Here is a 25,285-nt window from a genome sequence, read left to right as displayed (position 1 = left end):
ATGAAAAAAAGAGCCCTGATGGCACTTCCCAAGCTGACAGCGACGGATGAGATGAAGCAGATCGCGGCGTCAGACTTGCCAAGAAAAGAAAAAATCGCCTACGGATATGTTCAGGAGGTTTGTGAGTATTATGTTTACCTGAGATGCATCACGCAGGATGGGATATTGAAGGTGGCTTTCTTTTTCCCAGAGCATCTTCGCATAGACGGGAATAGCCCAGCTTACGAAGTGTATCTGGATAAAGAAAAGCGGCAATTTATTACTTATAATAGCCTGAACCAGAAATGGTGTGAGGCCAAACTGGACAGATTGGACTGGAAGCGCCGATACTGGTATATCAAAGCCTACTGGGTCAGCGAGGAAGATGAGACATCTATACAGGCATATCTGAACATCAATAAAAAAGCGGTAGAGGCAATCCGGCAGTTTCAGCGGAATGTGCGTGAGGAACAGCTCGAACAGCGGCACCGGCGGGAAACTGATCCATGGGATAAGGATATGGAACAGGTGCCGGAGCTTCCCAAGGACTGGAACCGCTGGGTGGATAAGGTTGCCATCCGGCAAAATTACATTTACTACCACTACAAAAAGGGCGGCGCCAAAACAGGTTACTGTACCTACTGCGAAAAGGAAGTGCCGATCAAGGTGCATCCCCATCACAATCAACAAGGCCGCTGTAGCTGCTGCCGACATCCGGTGGTATTCAAAGCCTATGGACGAGCGGGGTATATGCAGACAGAAAAACATTTTGCCTACCTAATCCAGCGATGCAAAGACGGTTTTGTAGTTCGTGAATTTCAGGCTGACCGGACATATGGGAAAGAAAGCCTTCCAAACTCCAAGCTTTATTGTCAGGAAATCCGGCGCACGATTTATGACCGGGAAAGAAAACCAAGAACCTACTATTGGGGTCTGTATAAACAGCGAAATATGCGCTGGATTTCCGGAAGCCCCTGTTCTTATAGTTGGTCTGGTTCACATGATGGACGGGTCTATGGAAAAACGCTGCCAACTCTGGAACAGAAGGAACTTCGATGCACAGGGCTGGTCAACTGGATTCGGAAGCAGAAAAGTGTTGACCCGGAAAAATATCTGGCAGTGCTTGAACGGATACCGCAAATGGAGCAGATCAGCAAGGTGAACCTGCCGAAGCTTACCAAGGAATGTTTCAGTTCCTGCGGAACAGTCAGTGAACTAATCAAAAACCATAGTGCCGGGAGTCTGATTAAAGCTCTGGGCCTTGACAGCAGGAGGTTTCAGCGACTTCGGCTCCATAATGGAGGCTGTGATCTGCTGCGGTGGCTGCAATATGAAAAGGGCACCGACAGGGAAATCCCAGATAATGTCCTTTTGTGGATGTGTCAGCAGAACATTAGCCCCAGGGATGTCCAGTTCATTGCTGACCGCATGAGCATGGTGCAGGTCTATAACTATGTACGGCGTCAGATGCCATCCTTCCGGAGAAACAGCCATGAGGTATTGCGTACCTGGGAGGATTATCTTTCCATGGCAAAGAAATTGCACATGGATGTATATGATGAGATCGTATATCGCACCAGAAAACTGCGGCGGCGCCACGATGATCTGGTGCTCAAATGCCAGGAGAAGGATATTGAACTGCAGGCCGAGGAGATGGAGGAGAAATTCCCCCATGTTAATGCTATCTGTCAGGAAATCAAAGCGAAATATGAGTACGCCGATGCGGATTACATGGTAGTGGTGCCAGACGGTATTCTGGACATTATTACCGAGGGGCGTGCGCTCCATCACTGTGCAGGCAGCAGTGACCGCTACTGGGACCGGATTGAGCGGCGAGAAAGCTTTGTGATGTTTCTGCGTAAAACGGCTGATCCTTTCCATGCCTATTACACGCTGGAAGTGGAGCCAGATGGAACAGTGCGGCAGAAACGGACGGAATATGACCGGCAGAAGAAGGACATTGAGCAGGCGACCGAGTTTCTGCAGAAGTGGCAGCGGGTGATTACTGCCAGGCTGACAGAAAGCGACAAGGCGCTGGCTGCGGAAAGCAGGATTCTTCGTGAGAAGGAGTTTATCCAGTTGAAGAAGGATCGGGTCATCATTCATACCGGCCATTTGGCAGGAAGGCTTTTGGCGGATGTGCTGATGGCTGACCTGATGGAAAACACGGATAGCATCCAGTCTCCGGCATTGGCTGCTGCAGCGTGACAAAATGAGAATGGCCGGGCGTCCTTGAGGGCGTCCGGTCATTGATGAAGAAGGAAGGAGCAGAGCATGAAACAAATTGGAAATCTGGCAGTGGTTTGCGCCAGGCGACAGGATGTGCTGCTGCAGGTTGGCAGTGAAAAGGTATGTGTCCATGTGGGAGCCGGGCCAGAGCGGAATACGCTTCACGCAGCGTGGGACGATGATGACGCCATTCAGCGTATTGTCCATGAATTGAATTTTGGCAGATATGCAGCCGGCAGAAATGGGCTGCATACCGCACAGCAGGATTGCCCTGTGGGGCGGGGAAAGGAGAAAATTGCATGATCAAAAACCTGAATCAGCTGCGCAGGACACTTCGGGAAGGGACGCAGTTGGAGATATTGGATCACTGTCGGCCGGAATGTATTGGGCAGATACGGAACATTACGCTGGTAAACACGCAGGGCTTTTATAGTACCGTAGCGAATCAGCCAGATGCGTCTGCCAACAGAGGCAACGGCGGCCGCGGCCCGATCCTTTGGTGGGGCAGAGCCGCCCACTGGCAGTTTGCAGACGGTGTTTGCAGTGTTTTCGACAGTGAACAGAAGCATACGGAAGAAGAACTGGTTATGTCCTTCCGGGTACTTGAAAAGGAGGCAGCATAATGGAACGGAATATTTTTGAAAAGCAGAGAGACTTGAATGACCGGCTCAACCGTTATCGGGATGAGTATTATAACCACAACGCTCCCAGTGTGTCAGATGAGGTCTATGACAGACTCTTTGACGAGTTGAAAGAGCTGGAACAGGAAACGGGAATCCAAATGGCAAATTCGCCAACCCAGACAGTAGGCTATCCTGCGGTGAGCAGGCTGGAGAAAACCAGACATGAGATCCCGCTGCTGTCTTTGGATAAGACTAAGAGCAGTATGGATCTTCTGAATTTCATGGGTGAGCAGCAGGTGATGCTGATGCTCAAACTGGATGGCTTGACTGTAAAGCTGACCTATGAGAATGGAGAACTTCTGGAGGCGGCTACCCGTGGCGATGGTGACGAAGGGGAGATCATTACCCATAACACCCGAGCCATCAGCGGTATCCCTTCCCACATCACCTACAAAGAGAGACTGGTTGTGACGGGCGAGGGCTTTATCAGACCCAGTGATTTTGAGGAACTGAAGACCAGCCTACAGGACAGCAGCGGTAAGCCCTATAAAAACGGCCGCAATCTGGCTGCCGGTTCCATCCGTCTGATGGATGCCAAGATATGCCAGGAGCGTCGGCTGGTTTTCATGCCGTTTGGTGTGCTGGAGGGCTTTCCGCACCTGACCCGGAAATCAGATAAGCTACGGGAACTGCGCGCGTTGGGGTTCCAGCCCTGTAAGTATCTGGTCACAAAGCAGAAACTGACGCTGGAAAATGTGGAAGCCGGTATCTATCAGCTGCGGCAATATGCCACTGACAAAGATATCCCCATTGACGGTATCGTGGTTTCGTTTAACGACATCGCCTATGCCCAGAGCTGCGGCCGCACCGGACATCACTATAAGGACGGTCTGGCCTATAAGTTTGAAGATGACCTGCATGAGAGCCTGCTGCAGTACATCGAATGGACGCCGGGCAGAACCGGAGAGATTGCTCCGGTAGCAGTATTTACGCCGGTGGAAATCGATGGCTGTGAGGTCAGCAGGGCCAGTCTGCACAACCTGTCCTTTATTGAGGATCTGGAACTGATGGCTGGAAACCGGATTCTGGTAAGCAAACGAAACATGATCATCCCCCACGTGGAGGAAAATCTGGACAGAGGCGGCTTCTCTATGGTGGATACGATTCCCCATGTTTGTCCCTGCTGTGGACAGCCTACCCGCATCCATGAATCAAGTGGAAAGGGCGAAAATGGCGAGGATCGCATCATCAAGACGCTGTACTGTGATAACCCTGACTGCGAGACACGTCGGCTGAAAAAGTTCGTCCATTTTGTCAGCCAGAAGGCAATGGACATTGAAGGGCTGTCGGAGGCTACATTGGAAAAATTCATCGGTCAGGGATTTATCCATAGTTATCTGGATATTTACCGTCTGGATCGTTACCGGGCTGAAATCGTCCGCATGGATGGGTTTGGTGAAAAGTCCTGGCAGCGCCTTTGGGACGCTATCCAGCAGAGCCGAAACACCACCTTTGAGCGGTATCTGATTTCTATGGACATTCCTATGATCGGCAATACTGCCAGCAAGGTATTGGGTCGTGTGTTCCACTATGATTTGGATGAGTTTCGGGATGCGGTCTATGGCGGCTATGATTTCCGGCAGCTTCCGGATTTCGGGGAGACATTGCATAACAATATCCACGACTGGTTCTGCGTGGAAGATAATTTTTGTATTTGGGAGGAGTTACAGACTATGATGAGTATTCAAAAGCCTGCTGTGGCAGAACACAGCGAAGACAGGGTGCAGGATAATCCCTTTGTAGGAAAGACTATCGTAGTTACCGGCAAGGTGGAACCCTACACCCGGGACGGAATCAATGACCTGATCGAATCACTGGGAGCCCATGCCGGCAGCTCGGTGTCCAAGAAGACGGATTATCTGGTCTGCGGCGAAAATGCCGGCAGCAAGTTGTCCAAGGCCAGGGATTTGGGCGTTACGGTACTGTCACCTGCGGAGTTCTTCAGCATGGCCGGCGCTGAGTAAGAAAATATAGCATACCATCGGTATGCTGTCAGTTGATCAATGGGGAGAGAGCCATGCTGCGGCTCTCTCCCCATATCTTTTATGGAAGATTTCAGGTAGGAGGGATTTTAATGCATATCGACAGGATACCGGTTTACCGGGTATATCAGAGGGCTATTGATTTGGAGCTTTACCATGCCTTTGCCGAATTGGTAGTACAGACTTCTCAGGACGATACGGCGAGAAGGACTTACCGACAAACAAGGGCGATGCAGATATGGCAGGTGGAAACGGATGTGTCCGGCTATTTTGAACCATATCATCTGCGTTATCCTGGCGAGGTGTTGGAGCGGTTTGAGGAAAAACTGGGCAATGATGTCCGAGTTCTCCGCGCTCTGGCCCTGGCGCTGGGAAATACCTGTGCGATCCAGTCTGACAATATGTTTGTGGGCAATCAGCGGGGAGCATTCCTCCAGAAATTGCGGCGATCTGCCGGAGAAGATGTGTACCTGCAGGGCGCTCTGTATCTTTTGGAAACAGATGCGGCACAGCGCCATGCCCTGTTGGAGAAACTGGCAGAAAGAGAGTGTACGAGAACGGAAGAAGCCCTGTTTGTACTGTCGTTATTTGATGATAGGGAACATGGCTATGAGGTGATGCATACCCAACTCAGTCATCTATTCACACAAAATCGGACACTTTCACTGGTATATGATTTTGGTGTGCTGGAATGGTTCATCCGGTTCTATGAAGAGCAGGCAAAGAAATACCGCGGGAAAGCCGACCTGGTGCTGCGCACGCTGATGAAACTGCCATATATGAATATGAAGCCCGACAGCCGCGAATTTTCGGTTTTGACTAAAGCAGGGTATCGCTGCGATGAAATCATTTTGGCAAACTCTCTCGCTGTATGGGCGGACAGGCTGCCGGACCGGTTGAGTTCCAAGAGCATCACTGCCGAGAAAATCGCAACAGCGTGTGGGCGGATGCTTCTGAATGCTCCAAAGGATCTTTCGGAAGAATTTTACGAGTATCTTGGCTGGCTGTTTCAGTTCTATAACAGCTTTACGGTCAAGTACGAAGGATTTCAGGGACTCTGGGAAGCGGTTCAATATGGTTTGAACCCCACAGCACCGAAAACACTGTTATGGATGAATCAAACGATACAGAAGGATTTTCCGTACCGATTTGATGTGTTTGATCCTCAGTACGATAATCTGGCGAAGGAACTGGAGCGGGATAACTACATGGAGTTGTTTACCCTGCAGATGCTGCATTCCAGACAGACGATCCCTTTGAAACAGTGGCTTTCCAGATATCAGGAACTGACCGGAGCTGACTATGGAGAATATTTCAGAAGTTGGCATACGAACGGTAGGCGGGCATTTGCCTTTCTGGCGGAAAAGAAGGAAATCAATCTATGGGAGTTTTTCAAGCAGCATCGGCAAGATGGTGAAGATGCGCCACAACTGAAACTGCTGCGGGAGTATGCCCTGAGAATTTCAAGTTGGAGGTGTTTCCGGTTTGTAGAGAGGCTACTGGCTGAGTACACTTTTTCCCAACTTCAAACGATATTTGGCAAGCGGTTTTACTTTCACGAATGCTTTGTCAGGAGTGAGGGGTATTACAGCAGAAGGGAATATAAAACATACATCAGCCGTCCATTCCTATCTGCAGAGCAGCATCGACAGCTCTATGACTGGGTGGAGCGTTCAGTTTTCCAGACTGAGCCGGAAAAATATGAGGACTTCGTTTTAAGTGCCTTAAAAGCACCGGAGATCCAACGCCTTTATGATAAAAAAGCGCTGGCAGCGGTGTTGCGGCAGTTTTTGCTCCACAGGGAGTATAACGGCTATGAAATCAACCGGCTGAAGGAAACATTCTATTCCAAGGAAGAGTTGGAGGATGAGCACAGAGCCGAAGCTGAGAGAAAGGAGCAGGAAAAACGACTGGAGCAGGAAAAACGGACCATACAGAAACGGGAAAAGCTGCAGCAACTTTATAACGGCAGCGCCGAATCTCTTGTGAAATTCATAGGGGGATATTATTACAGGGATGAGAAGAAAGAGGTACTGGATATGGCATTTGATAAGTTAGTGGAATGGCCCGCCGGTTGTGTGCAGACAATGGATGCCAAAGATGCACACGCCTTTTTTGAGCTGTGTGGTGAACTGGTAGAGTCTGAACCCCGGCCAAGGCATGAGATTTTGAATATGGTACTGACAATGATCGGAGGTGAAGCAGCATGAGAAATACATTAAAACATCTGACCCTATTGACCAGAATGAAAGATGACGGATTGCTTCCGACGCTTACAGGCAGCTTTTCAGAGGATGCCATAGCGCAGGCATGTGGACAGGTGGAGACACTTCAATTACAGGAACGGCTGCACATCCGAAAGACAAAGCGGATACAGGAAGAACTGGTTCGGGTGCCGGACTTTGCAGCGCTCTATGGTGCGTTGTGCAGGCAGGAGATTGGCGATGAAGAAATTGCTTCAGCCTTAGAGTCGGCAGACGGGTATGGAGAGAGACTGACAGCGTATCCCCAAGAGCAGGTGCTGGCAGTCATGAAATTGGAACTGTTGCCTTCCCTGCGGTTTGAATACCTGAAATACTATTTTCCCTTTGTGATGTATGAAGAAGAGGAGCAGGTCATATTGGATAACCTGCAGACTTTTCCCATTGCGGAGTGGAAGGGACTTTCCATGCTGACGGAGCACCAGCGGGATATGATGCGGCAGCCGTTTCTTGGTTCGTATCTTTTTTGCTGGCATCAAAATGAACGGGAAGCTCTGGAACTGTTGGAACAGAATTGTCCGCTCCAGAGAGTCTGCATCTTGCTTTATCGGTATGGCGTGCGGCTGTTTCTGTCAGTAGAGCGACTGAAAGATCTCCGGTGGATGAAAATGACCGATGTGGGAAAATTCCGCCGGCTGTTGGCTGTATTTGAATATGACGCAGAGGATTTGTCTGCTTTTTTTGGCCTCTGGCTGGACAACCATGCCGGACAATATGACCTCAACTGGTTTATCTCCCAGCCACATCCTTTGAGCAAGGAACAGAGGGAAGAAATTTTATGCAACCAACTGAGTTATCTGAATGCTCTGTATGCCGGCAGGCTCCATCTGGATTTTAATGCTGTCCGGCAATTCCAGTTTTCAATTCTCATTTATGCGGTGGAACATAGAAAAAAGCATTTTTTGGAATTGGTGGATCAGAACAGTGAAGTGTTCCTGTCCTTGGGGCGATACTCTCTATTGTTTGAGCCGGGCTTTTGTGAGCACTGCAACATCAATTCCCTGACGCTGAAGAATTTGAAAGCCAGCGATTCTGTGAACCGCAGCGACAGCTTCTTTACGCTTCTGGAAGAAGGGCAGCAGTACACCTTTGAGGAAATGTATCAGCTTTGGCATCAGAAAGAGGTTTATGTCCGGTTATACACTATGCTGACACCTCTTTCCATAGATCAGCGTTTGCTGACGCTTCGGCAGCTGATAAAACGGGATCTGGTCAGCCAGTATACAGGAGATGCAGAGTTGGAGCAGCTTGGAAAATGTCTGTTGGAAAGGCCGTTTAGCGAATGGTATCGGGGTTCATTTGGACATATCTGTGGGCTGACCCGGCGGATTGCCATGGGGCTGCTGCAACACTATACGCAGCTGCAGGCATTCATACCGGATTTCACTACAGAGTCGGATGCGGTATTTACCCTCAATAATATGACGGCTCTTTTGGAAAGGACGGATTGGAAGCAGGTGCGGAAAGATATTCTGACAACAGATGCAGACTGGCTGGATCTAAAAGAAAAACTGGCATTTTCGGACGATTTTGTGGAGCAGAACCGGGAGACTGTCACGGAATTTTTACTGCAGGGCGGCGCGGCTATGGTACGCGCTCTCTATGGGGAACTGGACGGGCAGGAGCTGGCTGTTGAAGCGTTGCGACGGATCGTACAGGCTGAATTGATGGGCCAGTTCTATAAACTCAAATATTTTGCTGGTGACCTGCAGCGTGAGATTCGCTACCCTGTCAGCGAGATGCAGGAGAGCCTCTGGAAGAAAAATCTTTCGTTGGCGCGAGGTGCATTTTGGGCAGAAGAGGTGGATGATTTTTACCACACTCTGCGGCTTGGTGAACTTCCTCATAGTACCTGCTTGTCTTACCGTACTGGAAGCCAGAGGGAGTGCCTGTTAGCTGCCTTTGACTCTAATAAGAAGATTGTCCTTGTGAAAAAGGATGAAGCGGTGGTGGCTCGTGCCTGTCTCCGCTTGACAAAAGGTGCATTTCAAAAACCGCCTGCCGTCGATTTTTCTTTTGCTGATCTGTCGCAGGAGAACATGGATATCGGAAAGCCTGTTACCAGTGAGAAGCCTGTGCTGTTCCTGGAGAGTATCTATACTTTCGGACTCAATGATATTGAAAAAGAGGAAGTAATGAAACTGGCAGTTTCCCTAACGACACAGAAAGCGGCAGAGCTGGGTGTTGTGGCAGTACTTGCAAGACGGTATCTGGGCTGCTATGAACGGGATGAGTATGTGCTTGCACCGTTCTATGTGTACATCTCAAAATCCAAAAACGGATGGCAGTATCTGGACTCTCTGGGAGGAGCAGCATATACCTCAGCAAAAGAGGAGTATGTAGAGCATCCATTCCTGGTCATACAGACTGCCATGCATCATGCAGGAGCACATAACAGAAACGAGGTGGATTATGAATAATAGGACAATGGCAACAGTTTATGTGGATCGGGATAGTATTTCCCTCAAGACCCGTTCCAGAAGTGGCTGTTCGCCGCAGTACTTTATTATTTTGAAAAAGGAATTGCAGCGGCTGGAGGAGAAAAAGTATTTGATCACCAAAGATATCCATTCCTATGCAGAACTGCGGCTGTGTGATGCCGTAGGCGGTGCCAAAGTGCTAGAGTTTTCCTTCACATGGCTGAAGGATGCTGGCAGAGACAGCGTTTCCGGTTATACCGAGCGAATAAGACTGCCTTATGAGCCGTTCCGTTCATATGCGGCAGGTGAGGGAGAAACCGTTGATAGAACACGGTGGCGGCTGTTGTCCATTCCGGAACAGAACAGACCAACGCTGGAGTTTCACAGCCGGAAAAATCTCAAGGCTGTAGTGGAGAATCCTATCCTGCGGCACAAACTGGGGAAATTTCTGGATCAGCATTTTAACTGGTACAACTACGAACGCATCGTCCTGACAGATGATTACTTGCCTTACAGCTTCTTTTTTGAGGGCTACATGGTACAGGGCACAAAGACCTGTGGCGGAGTAATCCTGCATGGTGAAGAGAACATCCAAACGGCGAAATACGGGATACATACATAAAAACCTGTAGGAAGATTTTATACATAGTTAACACCGCCGCAATCGTATAGTTTGCGGCGGTGTTCTTGTTGTCCAACATGACATTGAAACTATTGTATGTATTCATATTTTTATTCTTGTGCTGAAAAGTAGGCTATCCTATAATTAAAAAGAAAAATATCTGATTAGGACATTTCTGTAACATTTTGTGTTTATCCTATCAGTATAGTTGAAAAATAAGGAAGGAAGTGAATGTCTTGAAGAAGATTCTAATTGTAGAGGACGATCAGCTTTTGAATCGGACATTGGCATACAATCTGACCTCTGATGGATATGAGGTCATTTCTGTTTTTAATTTTGACAGCGCGGTAAGAAAGCTGCGGGAAAATGAATTTGATGTGGCACTGTTGGATATTAACCTGCCCGATGGCAGCGGACTGGATCTGTGTGAAGAAATCCGGAATCGCGGTCAGCATACCTATATCATCTTTATCACAGCCAATGATAAGGAGAGCGATATGCTCAAGGGATATGAAGTCGGCGGCGCGGATTATGTGACTAAGCCCTTTTCTGTGACAGTGCTTTGTAAAAAAGTGGCGGCGGTTTTTGCAAATCTGGAGCTGCGGACACCTCGGCATGATCTGTTTGACGATGGCTTTCTGAAAATCGACTTCTCCGAACAAAGTGCGTCCCTTGCCGGAGAATCCCTGGACTTTACACCGAAGGAATACCGCACCCTGTTCCTGTTCGTAAAGAACCCCCGGATTATTCTGACCAAGCGGCAGATTTTAGAGAAGCTGTGGGACATTGATGGAGACTTTGTGGATGAGCATACTCTAACGACGATCATCAGCCGTATCCGCAAAAAAATCGAAACAGATGAGCGGAAATATATTAAGACAGCTTATGGAATGGGATACCAGTGGATCGGCGGTGAGCCACGATGAAGCTGCAAAATTTATCTGTCAGGGTATTTTTGAGAAAAATTGTGGCGGGGACTCTGCTCACTGCCGCTTTGCTGCTGTTGATTTTTTTCCTGTTGACGAAAGATGTGCGTGTTGTCATCTGCGGCATTATTTTGACAGCTGCATTTTACATTTGGGGCATGGTTTTTCTGCACTATTTTCAAAAGAAACTTTCTCTGTTCACCGATGGTTTGTGCCAGACATTGGATCACATGATGGACAGTACAGACCGGCCCCAGGTAGACTATGAAGCGGAAACACTGCTGTCTCGGATTAGCCATCGTCTGGAACGGCTCTATAATGTGATGCAGAAAACCAGACATACGGCAGAGGGAGAAAAGGAAGAACTGCAATCCCTAGTATCAGATATTTCCCACCAGACCAAAACCCCCATCGCAAATTTGAAGCTGATCAACGATACCATGCTGACACGGCCATTGACAGAAGAAAAGCGCAAGGAGTTTTTGCAGGCCACAGGCACGCAGCTGGATAAATTGGATTTTCTCATTCAGGGAATGGTGAAAACCTCCCGTTTGGAAACGGGTGTCATTACGCTGGAGAAACAGGATGCTGTGATCGGGGATACGCTGGTGAGCGCCATCAATGGTGTTTTGGCTCCGATGGAACAAAAAGAGATCAGCCTGTCGGTGGACTGCCCATCTGATTTGACAATATCCCATGACAGCCGCTGGACTTCCGAAGCATTGTTTAACATTCTGGATAATGCGGTAAAGTACACCTCTGCTGGTGGCAGCATTCAGGTGAGGGTACGGGATTGGGAGATGTATTTGAGGATAGATGTGACGGATACAGGCAGAGGCATCCCGGAGCATTCTCAGGGCACGATCTTCAAACGCTTCTATCGGGATGAAGCGGTGCATGATATAGATGGGGTCGGAATCGGCTTATACCTTGCCCGAGAGATCATTACCATGCAGGGGGGCTATATTACCGTCGAGTCTAAAGTTGGGGAAGGATCAACTTTTTCCGTGTTCCTGCCCATAAAATAATTCTGAGGCAGTCTGTTTTGGCAGGCTGCCTTTTTTGAAAAATTTTTAGAGGACAATGGATTTTAGGACAATTCTGCAACATTTGGGATTTATGCTGACAGCAACATCATGAATTTGGAGGTGGCCTTATGGAAATCACAAAGACATTACTCATCAATGCAGCTTGCTTGCTGATCCCGCCGGTTGTTGTTGTGCTGCTGCTCCGGCACTTCTTTCCAAGAAAAATTAGATGGTCGGCTGGTGTGGTGGCTCTGGTAGATCTGGTGATCTTCTGGACAGATATTTTTTATTATGAGAGCGTTTGGCTGACGCTGTTTTTTGTTGTAATTCAGTTAGCAATGGTTTTGCTTATATCTATCCGGCTTTATAAAAAAGACACACGAAAATGAATTGTCCTAAAATTGAAGCAATTCATTATGGATTTTCATACCCTTTAGGACAATTCTGCAACATTTGCCCTTTACCCTATACTCAACAAATTAAGAAAGGCAGGTAACTGTTATGAAAATTTTGCAGACAACTGATCTTAAAAAATACTACGGCACAGAGCCGAACATTACCCGCGCCCTGGATGGCGTGAACTTTTCTGTGGAGGAGGGCGAATTTGTGGCGGTGGTCGGCACTTCCGGCTCCGGTAAGTCCACCCTGCTTCACATGATGGGCGGTCTGGACACACCCACCTCCGGCAGCGTGATGGTGCGGGATAAGGAGCTGGCGAAGATGAACGACGAGCAGCTTACCATATTCCGTCGCCGCAATATCGGCTTTATTTTCCAGAACTACAATCTGGTGCCAATCCTAAATGTGTATGAAAACATCGTCCTGCCGGTGGAGCTGGATGGGGATACGGTGGATCAGAAATTCATGGCGGATGTGGTGTCCATGCTGGGACTGGAGGATAAGCTGAAGAATATGCCAAACAACCTCTCCGGTGGACAGCAGCAGCGTGTGGCAATCGCCCGCGCGCTGGTGTCAAAGCCCGCTATCGTCCTTGCCGATGAACCCACCGGAAACCTGGACAGCAGGACCAGCGCCGATGTGCTGGGGCTTTTGCAGAGAACAAGCCGTGAATTTAACCAGACGCTGGTGATGATCACACATAATGATGCCATTGCCCAGCTTGCAGACCGTATTGTACGGATCGAGGATGGCAAAATCGTTGGATAAAGGAGGTGGCAGACATGACATTGCCTTTTGAAAATGACACAGGGCCGGTTATTAAAAGACTGGCGGCAAGGAGTATTCAGACAGACAAGCGGCGCAACCTGTTTGTGATCGTAACGATCGCTCTGGCGGCTGCTTTGATGGCGGCGATTTTCTGCGCAGGAGCGGGAAATGACAGAAAACTGGAGGCGGATCTCCGGGGACAGTATCAGGCGGTTGTGGTGAATTGTGACCGTGATACGATTGAAAGACTGAAAGACTGCCCGGAAGTGGAACGCTGGGGTCTTTCCCAGAATTACGGTTCCGCCCGCTATGGTGACAGCGTTCTGACTGTGGAGTATGCGGATGCCAACTGGATGGAATTGGGGAAGAAACCTTCCTTTACCGGGACGCTTCCGCAGGCTGCCAATGAAATTCTGGTAGAACGGGCATTTCTTGATTATTTTGAAATCCCCGCAGAAGTCGGGCAGACCATAGAAGTGAATCTTGGAAACGGAAAGCAGACCTATACCGTCAGCGGTATCATGGATGTGGAGAATGACTCCCGTATGTTCCAGCTTTATGTATCTGAAGCATTTGTGGAGGAGATGGCGCAGGGAGAGCCGCTGTTTGAATTTCGGCTTCGTTATACCGGTGCTGATGATATGGAGCTGGAGCAGCTCAAGGCGGGTATTGCAGCATTCCTTTCTGCCAACGATGTCTCAGAGGATCAGATTTTTTACAGTTCCAACTATTTCGATATGCAGGGCTTTAAGTCCGGCGTGATGAAATATTACATTCCCGTGGCAATCCTTTTGCTGGTTGCCTGTGCCGTGGTCATTTACAGTATCTTTTTCATTTCCGTAAAGGGCAAAATGCGGGAATATGGACGCCTGAAAGTGATCGGCACAACACCAAAACAGATCCGGCGGATCGTGCGGCGGGAGGGATTGCTGTTATCTCTTTGCGGTATCCCGCTGGGGCTTTTGGTTGGAGGGGCTATCGGGTTTGCTATTTTCCCGGCACATTGGAGCTGGATGGGCAATCTGCCCTATCTGGCTGCGACCGCAGCAGCCTGCGCCCTGACGGTATTTCTGTCCATTCATGCGCCTGTCCGCATGGCGGCGAGGGTATCCCCCATCGAAGCGGTCCGCTCCAGTGGTTATGAAACGGCAACAGACCGGAAGGATCAGAAAAACCACCGCATTACGCCGTTCTCTATGGCACAGATGAACTTTAGGCGGAGCAGGAAAAAGACGGTCATCACCCTGGTATCTCTCGGGTTGACGGGTGTGTTTTTGGTAACAGCCGCTACGGTACTTAACTCCATCAGCCCCGAAAAGATGGCGATAGAAGCCATGGGAGATCACTGTAACTATGAGGTCAGCTGGATGGATTCGGGAGGCGCGGAAGGCTTGCCTGCCATCGCGCGGGAAAATCCACTGACAGAAGAACTTCGTCAGGAGCTTCTTGCCATAGATGGTGTGGAATCTATCACCAGCCATGAAGTAACATCCGCAACGGTGAAATTCCCCCAGGAAAGTGTTGCGTTAAAGTTCCCTGTATTTGACAGAGAGCAGATGGAACAATGGCTGCCAGAGGAAAATCTGGAACAAGGCAGCGCAGATTATGAGGAGCTTGCCGCAAACAACGGTGTGGTCGTGACTGATTCGGAAGATCATCTTTTAAGTATGTTTTATGGCTATACGCCTGCTGTTGGGGATGTGCTGACCTTTGAATCCATGGACGGTAAGGCCATAGAAGTAACGGTCATGGGGATTGCGAAACCGTCAGTGACATCGGGCACCGGCGCATGGGGCCTGTTTACCCTTACAGAAGAACTGGCCGATCAGCTCTACCCGGACATTGAGAACAGAGAGGCTGTTTGGAATGTCCATACATCGGAGGACTCGGATGCGCTCAGGGCGTCTATTTTCAGCCTGCTGGAAAATCCGGTGCTGACGGTCTTTTCCAGAGCAGACCATGCGGCATCCCTGGAATCGCAGCTAAAGATGATGACCCGCGGTGTTTATCTGCTGCTGGCATTCCTGTTTGTGTTCTCCATGGTAAATCTGGTCAACACCCTGATGACCAATCTGCTGGCAAGGCAGCAGGAGCTTGGGATTTTGCAGTCTGTGGGAATGACCGGAAAGCAGGTTTCCCGTATGCTGATCGCAGAATGCCTGTGGTACGCAGGGGTTACGGTATTTTTGTCGGTTGGCATTGGCGGAATCCTGGGCTGGATTTTTGACTATGTGATCAGCAGCTTTAATATTTTTGGGGAACTGTCCTATCAATTCCCTTTGATGGAAACGGTTGTTTTTGTTCTGGCACTTTTGGTCGTGACCGGAATCTTCTCTTTGGTTGCTGTCCGTTACTCTAAACGGCTTTCCCTTGTAGAGCGGATCAAGACCATGGACTAACCAGAGGCGGCTTCCGATGTGAAGCCGCCGCTTTGCTGACAGCAGAAATATAAGACTTAAAGGAGATGATCAAAATGACAGTACCATTTGAAAATGATACAGGAAATATTGTCAGGAAACTGGCAAGAAAGAGTTTGAAAAGCGAAAAACGCCGGAATTTGATGGTGGTGATCGCCGTTGCGCTGGCATCCTGTCTGATCTGTTTTTCGATTGTGATGGCTTTGTCTACCCGGCAGATAGAGAAAAATCATGTGGAGGATACCTATGAGGCGGTCTATACCAGAATTACCGAAGAAGATGTGTCCACCCTGAAGGGGCTGGATGACTTCTCAAGGGTAGGAGAGTATTACATGCTGGCTGTGGAACCTACGGAGCAGGGATACAATGCCTCCTATATTTATTGTGATGAGGAAACGATGTATATTGCCCGTGACCAGATGAAGCTGCTGGAAGGCCGACTGCCCCAAAAGGAGGATGAGGTGGTGGTGAGCCGTTATTTCCTTTCCAACTATGGTGCAGACGCCGGGATTGGCGAAAAGGTTATGCTAAGCAGCGAGAGCTTTCACGGAGAATACACGGTGACTGGCATTATGGAAGGCTATAAGGAAAAAGAGGTAAATGGATCTTCCATCCTTCTTTCCAAAGAAGCCCTGAAAGGATGGAGCGGCTATGACCCCGCTGATTATCGTGCCTATGTGCATTTTAAGAATGAGCAGCAAATGGATGAAACAGAGCTGACTGCCCGCAGCCGGGAGATTGCCAAGGAATATCAGCTGGAAATGCCGATCATGAACCTCAGCTATATGAAGTTCTATAAGCAGCCTGTGAATGTCAGTATGCTGGCGCTGGTTGCCGGAATTGCAGTTCTGGTCATCATCGGAGGGTATGTTGTGATACAAAGTATCTTCCGAATTTCTATCAATGACAAAATCCAAAGTTATGGACAACTGCGGACTATCGGAACAACGCCAAAACAGATCCGCCGTATTGTCAAAAAAGAAGGCCGTTTCTTAGGATGGGCTGGCATTGGTATCGGTATTTTGCTGGGATGTGCAGCCGGGTTTGCGCTGTTTCCCCGTGGGTTTCATCTGCCATTTTATGTTGCTGCGATTGTTTTGACTGCACTGCTTGGCTGGTTTATGGTATCCATTGCGATCCGCAGACCGGTAAAGATTGCCGCCGGTATCTCCCCGATTGAAGCAGTCCGCTTTACCGGCAATCAGAGCGGAAAGACCCACACACATAAGAAGAATATGCGGTTAAATCCCCTCTCCATGGGAATTGCAAATTTCAGGCGTGACCGCAAAAAGACGATCAGTATCGTGGCTTCCCTGAGTCTGGGCGGGGTGATCCTTTTGGTGACAGCTTCTATTCTTTTGGTTCGTTCGCCGGAGCGGATCGCAAGACAGTATTTCCCGGATGGGGATTATAAAATCTATATCCATTCTGAAAAAACAGAATATGAGGTAATGTCAAAAGGAAATCCTTTGAATGAAGCGCTTCGGCAGGAAGTGCTGGCCGTAGACGGCGTAACAGATGTGATAGAGAATCGTCAGGCGGTTCATGTGCGGTTTGAAAATGAGGAGAGTTCTTCCGGCGGAATGTGTGATCTGTTGAGTGACCGAAACAGGGATCAGATGGAAGCGGCGCTTGTGTCCGGAACTTTACCTCAAGATTCCCATAGTATTGCACTCGATATGGAATATGCAGAAGATATGATCGGTGTAGATGTGGGGTCAGTTATAAAACTTACCATAGGGGATCAAGAGATTCCTGTCACTGTTTCCGGTCTGTTCATAAACGATGGGCTTAAAAATGGTCATGGTCCTCTGGCATTGGACAGCACCTGCATGGTTGCAACCGAAGAGCTGTTTCAGGAAGCAATGCCTATGATTGATTGTTTTGATTATTCCTGGAGCATTGTCAGCGATCCCCAAAAGGCGGAGCAGATTGAAAACAGTCTGAGTGCGATCATTTCTTCCAATCCGGATCTTGACTTGGATACCATTGGGATACATAAGGATTATGAGGAAATGGAAAACCGGGTCGTTTTTGGAGGGTTTCAGGCGCTGTCCTGGCTGGTATTTCTCTTTGGCGTGGTTAATCTCATCAACACCACCCTCTCCAATCAGATGTCCAGAAAGAGGGAAAACAGCGTCTTTCGTGCCATCGGTCTGACCAGAAAACAGCTCTGTCAAATGACCATCTATGAGGGAATTTGCTATGCGTTTTCTGCTGCGTTGGCAACCCTGGCAGTCGGCCTCCCGATTGCAGTGATATTTGCCCGAAAATTCAGCGAAATGACTTTCCATGTAGCAATGCCATATTCCTTCCCCTTCCTGCAAATGGGGCTGTTCGTTCTGGTACTGTTTGGCCTGGAGGTGATTCTGTCCTTCTGGACAATGCGCAGGCAGAAAAATCAATCGCTTGTGGAAGAAATGCGAGCGATGGAATAAGCATATAGGATCGGCGGGGCGGCGTGTGCTGCCCCGCTTTTTAAGTTTGCTGTTATATTTTGGATCGTTATTGACTTCTATTACGGTTAGTGATATATTTATTACAGTAACCGTAATAAGGAGGCAGGTGTTATGCGAGACAATGCGAAAGGCGGTGCGCTCACAGAGGTGACATTCTTTATTTTGCTCTCCCTTTATACCCCGAAACATGGATATGCTGTTATGCAATTTATTGAAGACAATACAAAAGGGCGGCTCACGCTGGGGGCAGGTACTTTATATGGTGCGTTGAACTCGTTGCAGGAAAAAGGCTGGATTGCACCTTTTGGAGATAGTGCGGGACGGAAAAAAGAATATCTCATTACAACGCAAGGAAAAGAAATTGCAGAAAAGGAGCTGATAAGGCTCAATGAACTTGTAGGCGTGGCTAATGGAATTATTGGAGGTGCGGTATGAGCAAAAAGTATTATCGTTTCTTTGGCGGTTTGTTGACTGCCCAGGAACATTGGCTGAATAAAATGTCTGAAAAGGGCTATCGTCTGATTCGGGCGGAAAAAATGTTGTATGAATTTGAGGAGTGTAAACCGGATCAGGTAAAATACTGCGTGGAGTTTATCGGGCAAAAATCGAAGGCCAACGCATCCGATTATCATGAGTTTTTAGAGGGGATGGGTTACAAAGTATTTTATAAAAACATCAACCTGAACTACTCTGTTGGTAAAGTACGCCTACGGCCATGGGCTGAAAAAGGCGGACGCATAGCAACAAATGCCACCACCTTTAATCGGGAACTGTTGATCGTAGAAAAAGATAATGACGGTAAGCCGTTTGAACTTCATACTTCTTATGAGGACAAGGAAAACTATTACAGAAATCTGCGTAATCCGTGGTTGCTGATATTGCTCATGTTCGCAATATTTGCGGTTGCAAAATGTTCGGTAGTTTTTGGTGTGCTTGCCCTGGTTTCTCTGATTCCTGTTCTCGTATATCAAACCCAGGTTATGCAGAACAAACGCGAAGGTAAGACAAAAGAATGGTGAGGTGTTTATATCATGGATGAACGAGAAAAAACAATCCGATTATGGTTTGATATGTGGCTCAATCAGCAGGATATGGGGATTGATGATATTTTTACAGAAGATGTGATCTATACAGAAAGCTGGAGTCCCCAGTATAACAACCGAAAAACAGTAAAGCATTGGTTTCAGGAATGGAATACCCGTGGCAAGGTGGTTATTTGGGAAATCAAGCAATTTTTTCATAAGGAAGATCAAACGATTGTGGAGTGGTATTTCAAAAATGAAATGAACAATGGAAGTATAGAGGAATTTGATGGAATATCGCTGGTTGAATGGACAGAGGATAATAAAATAAAGGCATTAAAAGAATTTGGGTGTAATCGCAATACCTATAATCCATACCAGGAAGGCGATACCCCTCAATTCAAAGCAGAAAAAGCGAATTGGTTTTGAATTGAGTGCTTATGGAGGTAAAATATAATGTATCGGACAGAATTAGTAGAAGGAATTACCGTGGAAAATGTAACAGAGAAAATCAATGCAAAAATAGAAGAAATGGAAAAGGAAAGCTATCGACTTGTTACGATGTCTTTTTGGGGAACCGAAAGAGCTGTACTGGTTTTCAAAAAAGGGTTAAAGGGTAGTTTGCTTTAACACATAGTTTGCTTTTGAACTGTCGTCTATGGTGCGTTGACAGACTGGTAATCTCGACTATTCGTTAAAGGACTTTATTGTGGACTGTTCGAGCAAGCCATTGGGCTTTGAGGTGACAAATATGAAAGTATTGGTTAGTGCCTGTATTATGGGAGAGAACTGTAAATATAATGGGAAAAACAACAAAAATTCAGCAGCTATCCATTTTTTAAAAGATAAAGAAGTGATTTCTATCTGCCCGGAAGTATTAGCAGGAATGGAAACTCCCAGACCCTGCGCAGAAATTGTGAATGGGAGAGTAGTTGATGAAAACGGAAATGATGTTAGTTTAGAATATAATAAGGCAGTGGCAGTTGCATTATCGAAAATTCAGAATGAAGAGATTGATTTAGTTATATTACAATCCAGAAGCCCTACCTGTGGTGTTAATCAGATATATGATGGTAGCTTCACTGGAAAGTTAGTTTCTGGAATGGGTTTGTTTGCAAAGGCATTAAAACAAAAAGGATATCATGTCATTGATGTTGAAGAAATATAAGTTTACCATTTTTCATTTGTTGAGGGATAAGGTTCCTAACGCATTAAGGCTGCATTTTTATATTCGCCTGATGCAAATGTCAATGGGAGCATGAGCGACTATATCATAGAATATTATTTTTTTCACGGAGGCTGATATGAAAGAAAAAATATTGATAATAGAAGATGATCCGTTGATACGGAATGAATTGAAAACGCTGCTGCAAAGCAATGGCTATGAAGCGGCGGCTCCGGAAGATTTTTCTGATGTGATTGATCGGATCAAAGCCGAACAGCCACACTTGATTTTACTGGACATCAAGCTACCGGGAACCAGTGGCTTTTCTCTCTGCACCGAGGTTCGCACATTTTCCGAGGTGCCGATTATTTTTGTGACAAGCTGCAACACGGATATGGACGAACTAAATAGCATCATGCTGGGTGGGGACGCTTTTATCACGAAGCCCTATAACACAGCGATCCTGCTTGCAAAAATCGCTTCCCTGCTGAAGAAAGCCTATCCCGCACAGCAACGGGAGCAGATCGTCTATGGAGATGCGGTGCTGCATCTGGAATCCAGTAGTTTGGACTATAATGGACAGAGCGTAGAACTTACCAAAAACGAATTGAAGATTCTCTATTACCTTTTCAAGAACGGAGGAAAAATCTGTTCTCGTGGAGATATGATTGAGTATTTGTGGGACAATCAGTTATATGTGGATGACAATGCTTTGAGCGTCAATATCAACCGCATCCGGGAAAAACTTGCGGGCATCGGCCTGACGGATTTTATCAAGACAAAGCACCGACAGGGGTACACGATATGAACAGCAGACGATATTGGAAAAACAGGCTGCCGTTTCTGCTGACGAACCTTGTTTGTATGGCTGCGCTCACTGTATTTCTGCTGGTGTGCGGCAATTCGGTTTCCGCAGTAGTATTGATCCTGATCGTATGGGCATTGATTTTGCTGACGGGACTTGTCCTCACTTACTGGAAACGAAAGCGGCAGATGCAAAAACTTCTGGATATGGCGGAGCAGCTCTCCGAGAGATACCTCATTTCCGAAGTGATGGAGCTGCCGGAACAGGCCGAGGATCAGGTTTACTATCAGCTTTTGAAAATGGCTGGAAAATCCATGTTGGAGCAGATCGGGGAGGTCGAGCGGGAACGCCTGGAGTACAAGGAATACATTGAACAATGGATTCACGAAATCAAAACGCCCATTACTGCCATGAAACTTCTATGTGAAAACCATCGGATGGACTGGACAAAAGAACTTCTGCTGGAACTGGAAAAGACAAATCGCTTTACCGAACAGGCTCTTTATTATGCCCGCAGTGAGCATACAGAGAAAGATTATTCTGTCCGGGAAATGGCACTGTCCCAAGTGGTGCATCAGGCGATTGCAGATAATAAATATCTGCTGCTCCAAAGTGGTATGCGTCTGGAAGTGGAGGAAATGCAGGACACGGTTTATTCAGATGAAAAGTGGGTGCGCTTTATTCTGAACCAACTGATTGCCAATGCGGTCAAGTATCGTACGGAACAGCCGGTTCTCCGCATTTCTACTCATAAACGGCAGGATCAGGTTGTTCTTGTCGTGGAGGACAATGGAATCGGGATTGCTGCGTCCGATCTGCCCCGTATCTTTGAAAAGGGATTTACCGGTCAGAATGGTCGTATGGTCCAGCAGTCCACAGGCATTGGCCTGTACCTATGCAAACGGCTTTGTGAAAAGCTGGGCATTGGCATTACGGCGGAGTCGTCGGAACATGGCACAGCAATTTCCCTTTCTTTTCATATTAACTGTTTGATTCATGAAGTGCAGAGCTGAGAACCGTTCTGCACTTCTTACATTTTTGTTAGAACTTTGTAAGAAAACTTGATACAAACGAAGCCGCTCTTATTTTACAATAGAGATCAGAGGTGATAACAATGAAAGAAATTTTGAAACTGGATCATATCCAAAAATATTATGGCAATAGTGGGAATGTTACAAAAGCAATTCAGGACATCAGCTTTTCCGTTCAGGAGGGGGAATTTGTAGGAATCATGGGAGCATCCGGTTCCGGCAAGACCACCCTGCTCAACTGTATTTCCACCATTGATACCGTCAGTGCGGGACATATCTATCTGGATGGGACCGATGTGACGGAAATCAATGAAAAACAGATTGCCCGGTTTCGCCGGGAAAATCTTGGATTTGTGTTCCAGGATTTTAACCTGCTGGACACGCTGACCATTTCGGAAAACATAGCCCTGGCGCTGACCATCAACAAGGTTCCAGCAGGCGAGATCGATGGACGGGTGCGGGAAATGGCCGGAAAGCTGAATATCATGGATATTCTGGATAAGTACCCATATCAGGTGTCCGGCGGCCAGAAGCAGCGGTGCGCCTGTGCCAGAGCCATTATCAACCAGCCTAAGCTGATTTTGGCGGACGAACCCACCGGCGCGTTAGATAGTCATTCGTCCCAGATGCTGCTTTCTACGATTCAGAGTATCAACGAAGATCTCGGAGCCACGATCCTGATGGTGACACACGACGCTTTCTCGGCAAGCTACGCCAATCGCATTCTCTTTTTGAGGGATGGCGCGATCTTCACGGAAATCCGTAAGGGTGGTGATTCCCGCAGGACTTTCTTTGAAAAAATCCTGGATGTCCTCACCATGATGGGAGGGGGCATGAGCGATGTACGCTAAACTCATTTTCAAAAATGCAAAGCGGTCTGTGAAGGACTGTTTGATTTATATTGTGACCATGACACTCTGTGTCACCCTGTTCTATGCGTTTTTGTCTATCAGCAGCACCCATTATCATCCGACCATTGGTGCGGAATATAATATTTCCCTGCTGGCTGGAGGTATGAAACTGGCAATTTGCGGGATTAGTCTGCTTTTGTTGTTCCTGATCCACTATGTCAATCGTTTCATGCTGAGAAAAAAACAATCGGAGTTTGCAGTTGAGGCAACCCTGGGAATGGAGCAAAAAACCATAGGACTGCTCTTTTTTGGAGAGACTTTTTTCCTGCTCATATTCTCTGTATCGGTGGGAATCCTTCTGGGGATGATCGTTTCTCAGGTCATTACGGCTATGCTGCTTGCTTCTTTTGGGGAACCCTACGCTTTTTCTTGGTCTTTTTTTCCAGATACCGTGCTACTGACCGTGGGCTTCTTTGTTATTTGCCAGATTCTGGTTGGAGTCGGGAATGTCAGAATTCTCAACAAAAGCAGGATTATTGAGCTTATGACGGCAAACCGTCAGAATGAAAAACCGCTTCATAAAAGCAGATGGATGCCGATGATCTGTATTTTCTATGGCATTATGCTGCTGTGGATGCTGGAGGTAGGTGCTGTAAAATATCATTTTTACTTCGATCCCAGACATCCGCTTCCTGTAAAGCTCATGTATTGGGGGAATGTCCTATTCCCTGCACTGACGCTGCTTTGGGCAATCGCAGGTGCTGTTTTACACAGAAAAATAGGATTTTCCCGATATCTTTGCGGGCTTCTGGCTGGTGCTGTATTGACCGCTATCCCGATTTTTTTCATCGCAGAACTGGAAAAAGCCTACTTCCTTGGATTTGACGCCCCAACTCTGAATCAATATTTGCTGTTTGGGGTTGCGGATATTTTGTTTATCATTTCCGCAGTCATTTATTTATCGAATGCGGCGCTCCTATACTGGAAGGAGTCTAAAGTGTCCTGCAAATATCACAATACGAGTTTATTTCTGTTTGGACAGCTTTCCTCTAAGCTGGCTACCAATACGAAAACGATGACGATAATTTGTGTGACCCTGACTTTTTCTATCTGCTTGTTTGTCATTGCGCCAGTTTTGACAGGATGGAGTCTGGGCTATTTGGATAGTCGGGCAGTCTATGATATTCAAATTTCAAGCCGCTACAACGATGTTTATGAAGTGGAAAATCTTCCGGATACAGACTATGGGGAAATTACTGCGTTCATAGAACAAAACAACATAGCGATAAAGGACGATTTGACTTTTTCGGAATATCTTCCCCAAAAAAGCGACTTTCACCAGCGGGTAAAGTACGATTTTCCTCCCTTGGCAATTGCACTGAAGGATTATAACGCTGTTCGGAAAATGTTGGGATATGAACCTATTATCTTACAAACGGATGAATTTGCTACCCACTGGCATCGTGCGGCAGAGGACAAGGATATTGAAAACTACATCGCTGAGCATACCTTACTGGAAACTGACGCAGGCACCCTGAAACTCAGTGAGAACGCCGTGTTTCAGGAGCCTGTGGGGGAATCCATCTATAATCTTTATACAGATGTGGTGTATATCATACCTGACGAGATAGCGCAAGTCTTGCTTCCGGTACAGAGCAACCGATTTGTGATGACCCAATATCCGCTTCCCTTCAAAACGGCAGAAATGCTGGAACAGCTTCTTGGGCGTTCTTATCCAGAAGATCCTGATAAAGACAATCTGGCAGGATACAGTACAACTGTCCATACTACGGAAGTGAACCGTATAATCGCCCTTAACTTTATCCTAAAAGCGTCCTTGATCTATGGTGCAATTGTGCTGATGGTGATGTGTCTTACCGTGCTGGCTCTTCAGCAGCTCCTAGATGCAGAAAAAAACAACTACAGATTTTCGGTTCTGCGAAAAATGGGAGTGGAAGAGAAGGACCTGCATACTTTGGTTCTAAAACAGCTTGGTGTTTGGTTTGGGATGCCGATCACAGCGGCAATCGTTGTAGCAATTATTGTGATTGGCTATTTTCTTCAAAATGTTTCTGCTGAAATCTCAGCTTATATTGGCTACGGAGCCTTGATGCGGCAAATAGGTATCATTGTCGGGATTTTCGCTTTGCTGCTGAGTTGCTATTTTCTCAGTACATGGCTGCTGTTCCAGCGTTCGATTCGCAGCAACTCCGATAGCGTAAGGTGATGGGAGGAAGA

The 25,285-nt window shown here is 47.3% G+C and carries 22 protein-coding genes; all 22 read left to right on the top strand.

Going from position 1 to position 25,285, the window contains the following annotated elements; all coding sequences use genetic code 11:
• On the top strand, positions 1-2,187 hold the full coding sequence (locus PGQ33_RS07810) for a PcfJ domain-containing protein (protein WP_118479212.1): 2,187 nt from the start codon (positions 1-3) through the stop codon (positions 2,185-2,187).
• Between the two features lie 66 nt (positions 2,188-2,253).
• Positions 2,254-2,511 (top strand): hypothetical protein, encoded by a 258-nt coding sequence (locus PGQ33_RS07805; RefSeq protein WP_025529721.1) that lies wholly within the window; start codon positions 2,254-2,256, stop codon positions 2,509-2,511.
• Complete coding sequence (locus PGQ33_RS07800) at positions 2,508-2,831, top strand: hypothetical protein (protein ID WP_003501931.1); 324 nt, start codon at positions 2,508-2,510, stop codon at positions 2,829-2,831. Before PGQ33_RS07805 ends, PGQ33_RS07800 begins: the two co-directional genes overlap by 4 nt.
• Complete coding sequence (gene ligA, locus PGQ33_RS07795) at positions 2,831-4,855, top strand: NAD-dependent DNA ligase LigA (protein ID WP_118479214.1); 2,025 nt, start codon at positions 2,831-2,833, stop codon at positions 4,853-4,855. The genes PGQ33_RS07800 and ligA overlap by 1 nt, the downstream gene beginning before the upstream one ends.
• Before the next feature lie 110 nt (positions 4,856-4,965).
• Entirely contained in the window at positions 4,966-7,083 is a 2,118-nt protein-coding gene (locus PGQ33_RS07790; RefSeq protein WP_118523227.1) for a hypothetical protein, read from the top strand.
• Entirely contained in the window at positions 7,080-9,554 is a 2,475-nt protein-coding gene (locus PGQ33_RS07785) for a hypothetical protein (protein WP_118479218.1), read from the top strand. The genes PGQ33_RS07790 and PGQ33_RS07785 overlap by 4 nt, the downstream gene beginning before the upstream one ends.
• The gene (locus tag PGQ33_RS07780; RefSeq protein WP_118479220.1) at positions 9,547-10,176 is read left to right on the top strand and encodes a hypothetical protein; all 630 of its coding nucleotides are present in this window, start codon (positions 9,547-9,549) and stop codon (positions 10,174-10,176) included. Before PGQ33_RS07785 ends, PGQ33_RS07780 begins: the two co-directional genes overlap by 8 nt.
• Positions 10,177-10,412: 236 nt before the next feature.
• Positions 10,413-11,102: a response regulator transcription factor gene (locus PGQ33_RS07775; protein ID WP_039959333.1), complete on the top strand. Its 690-nt coding sequence runs from the start codon at positions 10,413-10,415 to the stop codon at positions 11,100-11,102.
• A complete protein-coding gene (locus tag PGQ33_RS07770) occupies positions 11,099-12,130 on the top strand; it encodes a sensor histidine kinase (RefSeq protein WP_118479222.1) in 1,032 nt (343 codons plus the stop codon). Before PGQ33_RS07775 ends, PGQ33_RS07770 begins: the two co-directional genes overlap by 4 nt.
• A gap of 128 nt (positions 12,131-12,258) precedes the next feature.
• Positions 12,259-12,519 carry a hypothetical protein gene (locus tag PGQ33_RS07765; protein WP_080908638.1) on the top strand — a complete coding sequence of 87 codons (261 nt, stop codon included), beginning with the start codon at positions 12,259-12,261 and terminating at the stop codon, positions 12,517-12,519.
• Between the two features lie 112 nt (positions 12,520-12,631).
• Positions 12,632-13,297, top strand: coding sequence for an ABC transporter ATP-binding protein (locus PGQ33_RS07760; protein ID WP_118024200.1), 666 nt, complete (start codon positions 12,632-12,634; stop codon positions 13,295-13,297).
• Positions 13,298-13,311: 14 nt separating this feature from the next.
• Positions 13,312-15,696 carry an ABC transporter permease gene (locus tag PGQ33_RS07755; protein ID WP_118552398.1) on the top strand — a complete coding sequence of 795 codons (2,385 nt, stop codon included), beginning with the start codon at positions 13,312-13,314 and terminating at the stop codon, positions 15,694-15,696.
• Positions 15,697-15,770: 74 nt separating this feature from the next.
• Positions 15,771-18,152: an FtsX-like permease family protein gene (locus PGQ33_RS07750; RefSeq protein WP_118479224.1), complete on the top strand. Its 2,382-nt coding sequence runs from the start codon at positions 15,771-15,773 to the stop codon at positions 18,150-18,152.
• 132 nt (positions 18,153-18,284) lie between these two features.
• Positions 18,285-18,608 (top strand): PadR family transcriptional regulator, encoded by a 324-nt coding sequence (locus PGQ33_RS07745; RefSeq protein ID WP_002578897.1) that lies wholly within the window; start codon positions 18,285-18,287, stop codon positions 18,606-18,608.
• Positions 18,605-19,192 carry a DUF2812 domain-containing protein gene (locus PGQ33_RS07740; protein ID WP_002578898.1) on the top strand — a complete coding sequence of 196 codons (588 nt, stop codon included), beginning with the start codon at positions 18,605-18,607 and terminating at the stop codon, positions 19,190-19,192. The genes PGQ33_RS07745 and PGQ33_RS07740 overlap by 4 nt, the downstream gene beginning before the upstream one ends.
• A 12-nt stretch (positions 19,193-19,204) precedes the next feature.
• Positions 19,205-19,624, top strand: coding sequence for a nuclear transport factor 2 family protein (locus PGQ33_RS07735; RefSeq protein ID WP_270205560.1), 420 nt, complete (start codon positions 19,205-19,207; stop codon positions 19,622-19,624).
• Between the two features lie 27 nt (positions 19,625-19,651).
• On the top strand, positions 19,652-19,825 hold the full coding sequence (locus PGQ33_RS07730; RefSeq protein WP_158575090.1) for a hypothetical protein: 174 nt from the start codon (positions 19,652-19,654) through the stop codon (positions 19,823-19,825).
• A gap of 121 nt (positions 19,826-19,946) precedes the next feature.
• Complete coding sequence (locus tag PGQ33_RS07725; RefSeq protein WP_077138745.1) at positions 19,947-20,363, top strand: DUF523 domain-containing protein; 417 nt, start codon at positions 19,947-19,949, stop codon at positions 20,361-20,363.
• A gap of 136 nt (positions 20,364-20,499) precedes the next feature.
• Positions 20,500-21,168, top strand: coding sequence for a response regulator transcription factor (locus PGQ33_RS07720; RefSeq protein ID WP_118479228.1), 669 nt, complete (start codon positions 20,500-20,502; stop codon positions 21,166-21,168).
• Entirely contained in the window at positions 21,165-22,178 is a 1,014-nt protein-coding gene (locus PGQ33_RS07715) for a sensor histidine kinase (RefSeq protein WP_118479230.1), read from the top strand. The genes PGQ33_RS07720 and PGQ33_RS07715 overlap by 4 nt, the downstream gene beginning before the upstream one ends.
• A 101-nt stretch (positions 22,179-22,279) precedes the next feature.
• The gene (locus PGQ33_RS07710; RefSeq protein ID WP_118479232.1) at positions 22,280-23,047 is read left to right on the top strand and encodes an ABC transporter ATP-binding protein; all 768 of its coding nucleotides are present in this window, start codon (positions 22,280-22,282) and stop codon (positions 23,045-23,047) included.
• On the top strand, positions 23,037-25,274 hold the full coding sequence (locus tag PGQ33_RS07705) for an FtsX-like permease family protein (protein ID WP_270205559.1): 2,238 nt from the start codon (positions 23,037-23,039) through the stop codon (positions 25,272-25,274). The genes PGQ33_RS07710 and PGQ33_RS07705 overlap by 11 nt, the downstream gene beginning before the upstream one ends.
• The last annotated feature ends 11 nt before the right edge of the window (positions 25,275-25,285 follow it).

Source organism: Coprococcus sp. AM100_B19A (assembly GCF_027662015.1).
In the GTDB taxonomy this organism is placed as follows: Bacteria; Bacillota; Clostridia; order Lachnospirales; family Lachnospiraceae; genus Allocoprococcus; species Allocoprococcus comes.
The sequence above is the reverse complement of the archived record's forward strand: the minus strand, read 5'-3'. Positions and strand labels throughout refer to the sequence as shown.

Bases quoted from the DNA above. Each gene is read 5' to 3' on its own strand.
- PGQ33_RS07810 (WP_118479212.1), top strand. From the start codon at position 1: ATGAAAAAAAGAGCCCTGATGGCACTTCCCAAGCTGACAGCGACGGAT.
- PGQ33_RS07805 (WP_025529721.1), top strand. From the start codon at position 2,254: ATGAAACAAATTGGAAATCTGGCAGTGGTTTGCGCCAGGCGACAGGAT.
- PGQ33_RS07800 (WP_003501931.1), top strand. From the start codon at position 2,508: ATGATCAAAAACCTGAATCAGCTGCGCAGGACACTTCGGGAAGGGACG.
- ligA (WP_118479214.1), top strand. From the start codon at position 2,831: ATGGAACGGAATATTTTTGAAAAGCAGAGAGACTTGAATGACCGGCTC.
- PGQ33_RS07790 (WP_118523227.1), top strand. From the start codon at position 4,966: ATGCATATCGACAGGATACCGGTTTACCGGGTATATCAGAGGGCTATT.
- PGQ33_RS07785 (WP_118479218.1), top strand. From the start codon at position 7,080: ATGAGAAATACATTAAAACATCTGACCCTATTGACCAGAATGAAAGAT.
- PGQ33_RS07780 (WP_118479220.1), top strand. From the start codon at position 9,547: ATGAATAATAGGACAATGGCAACAGTTTATGTGGATCGGGATAGTATT.
- PGQ33_RS07770 (WP_118479222.1), top strand. From the start codon at position 11,099: ATGAAGCTGCAAAATTTATCTGTCAGGGTATTTTTGAGAAAAATTGTG.
- PGQ33_RS07765 (WP_080908638.1), top strand. From the start codon at position 12,259: ATGGAAATCACAAAGACATTACTCATCAATGCAGCTTGCTTGCTGATC.
- PGQ33_RS07760 (WP_118024200.1), top strand. From the start codon at position 12,632: ATGAAAATTTTGCAGACAACTGATCTTAAAAAATACTACGGCACAGAG.
- PGQ33_RS07755 (WP_118552398.1), top strand. From the start codon at position 13,312: ATGACATTGCCTTTTGAAAATGACACAGGGCCGGTTATTAAAAGACTG.
- PGQ33_RS07750 (WP_118479224.1), top strand. From the start codon at position 15,771: ATGACAGTACCATTTGAAAATGATACAGGAAATATTGTCAGGAAACTG.
- PGQ33_RS07745 (WP_002578897.1), top strand. From the start codon at position 18,285: ATGCGAGACAATGCGAAAGGCGGTGCGCTCACAGAGGTGACATTCTTT.
- PGQ33_RS07740 (WP_002578898.1), top strand. From the start codon at position 18,605: ATGAGCAAAAAGTATTATCGTTTCTTTGGCGGTTTGTTGACTGCCCAG.
- PGQ33_RS07735 (WP_270205560.1), top strand. From the start codon at position 19,205: ATGGATGAACGAGAAAAAACAATCCGATTATGGTTTGATATGTGGCTC.
- PGQ33_RS07730 (WP_158575090.1), top strand. From the start codon at position 19,652: ATGTATCGGACAGAATTAGTAGAAGGAATTACCGTGGAAAATGTAACA.
- PGQ33_RS07725 (WP_077138745.1), top strand. From the start codon at position 19,947: ATGAAAGTATTGGTTAGTGCCTGTATTATGGGAGAGAACTGTAAATAT.
- PGQ33_RS07720 (WP_118479228.1), top strand. From the start codon at position 20,500: ATGAAAGAAAAAATATTGATAATAGAAGATGATCCGTTGATACGGAAT.
- PGQ33_RS07715 (WP_118479230.1), top strand. From the start codon at position 21,165: ATGAACAGCAGACGATATTGGAAAAACAGGCTGCCGTTTCTGCTGACG.
- PGQ33_RS07710 (WP_118479232.1), top strand. From the start codon at position 22,280: ATGAAAGAAATTTTGAAACTGGATCATATCCAAAAATATTATGGCAAT.
- PGQ33_RS07705 (WP_270205559.1), top strand. From the start codon at position 23,037: ATGTACGCTAAACTCATTTTCAAAAATGCAAAGCGGTCTGTGAAGGAC.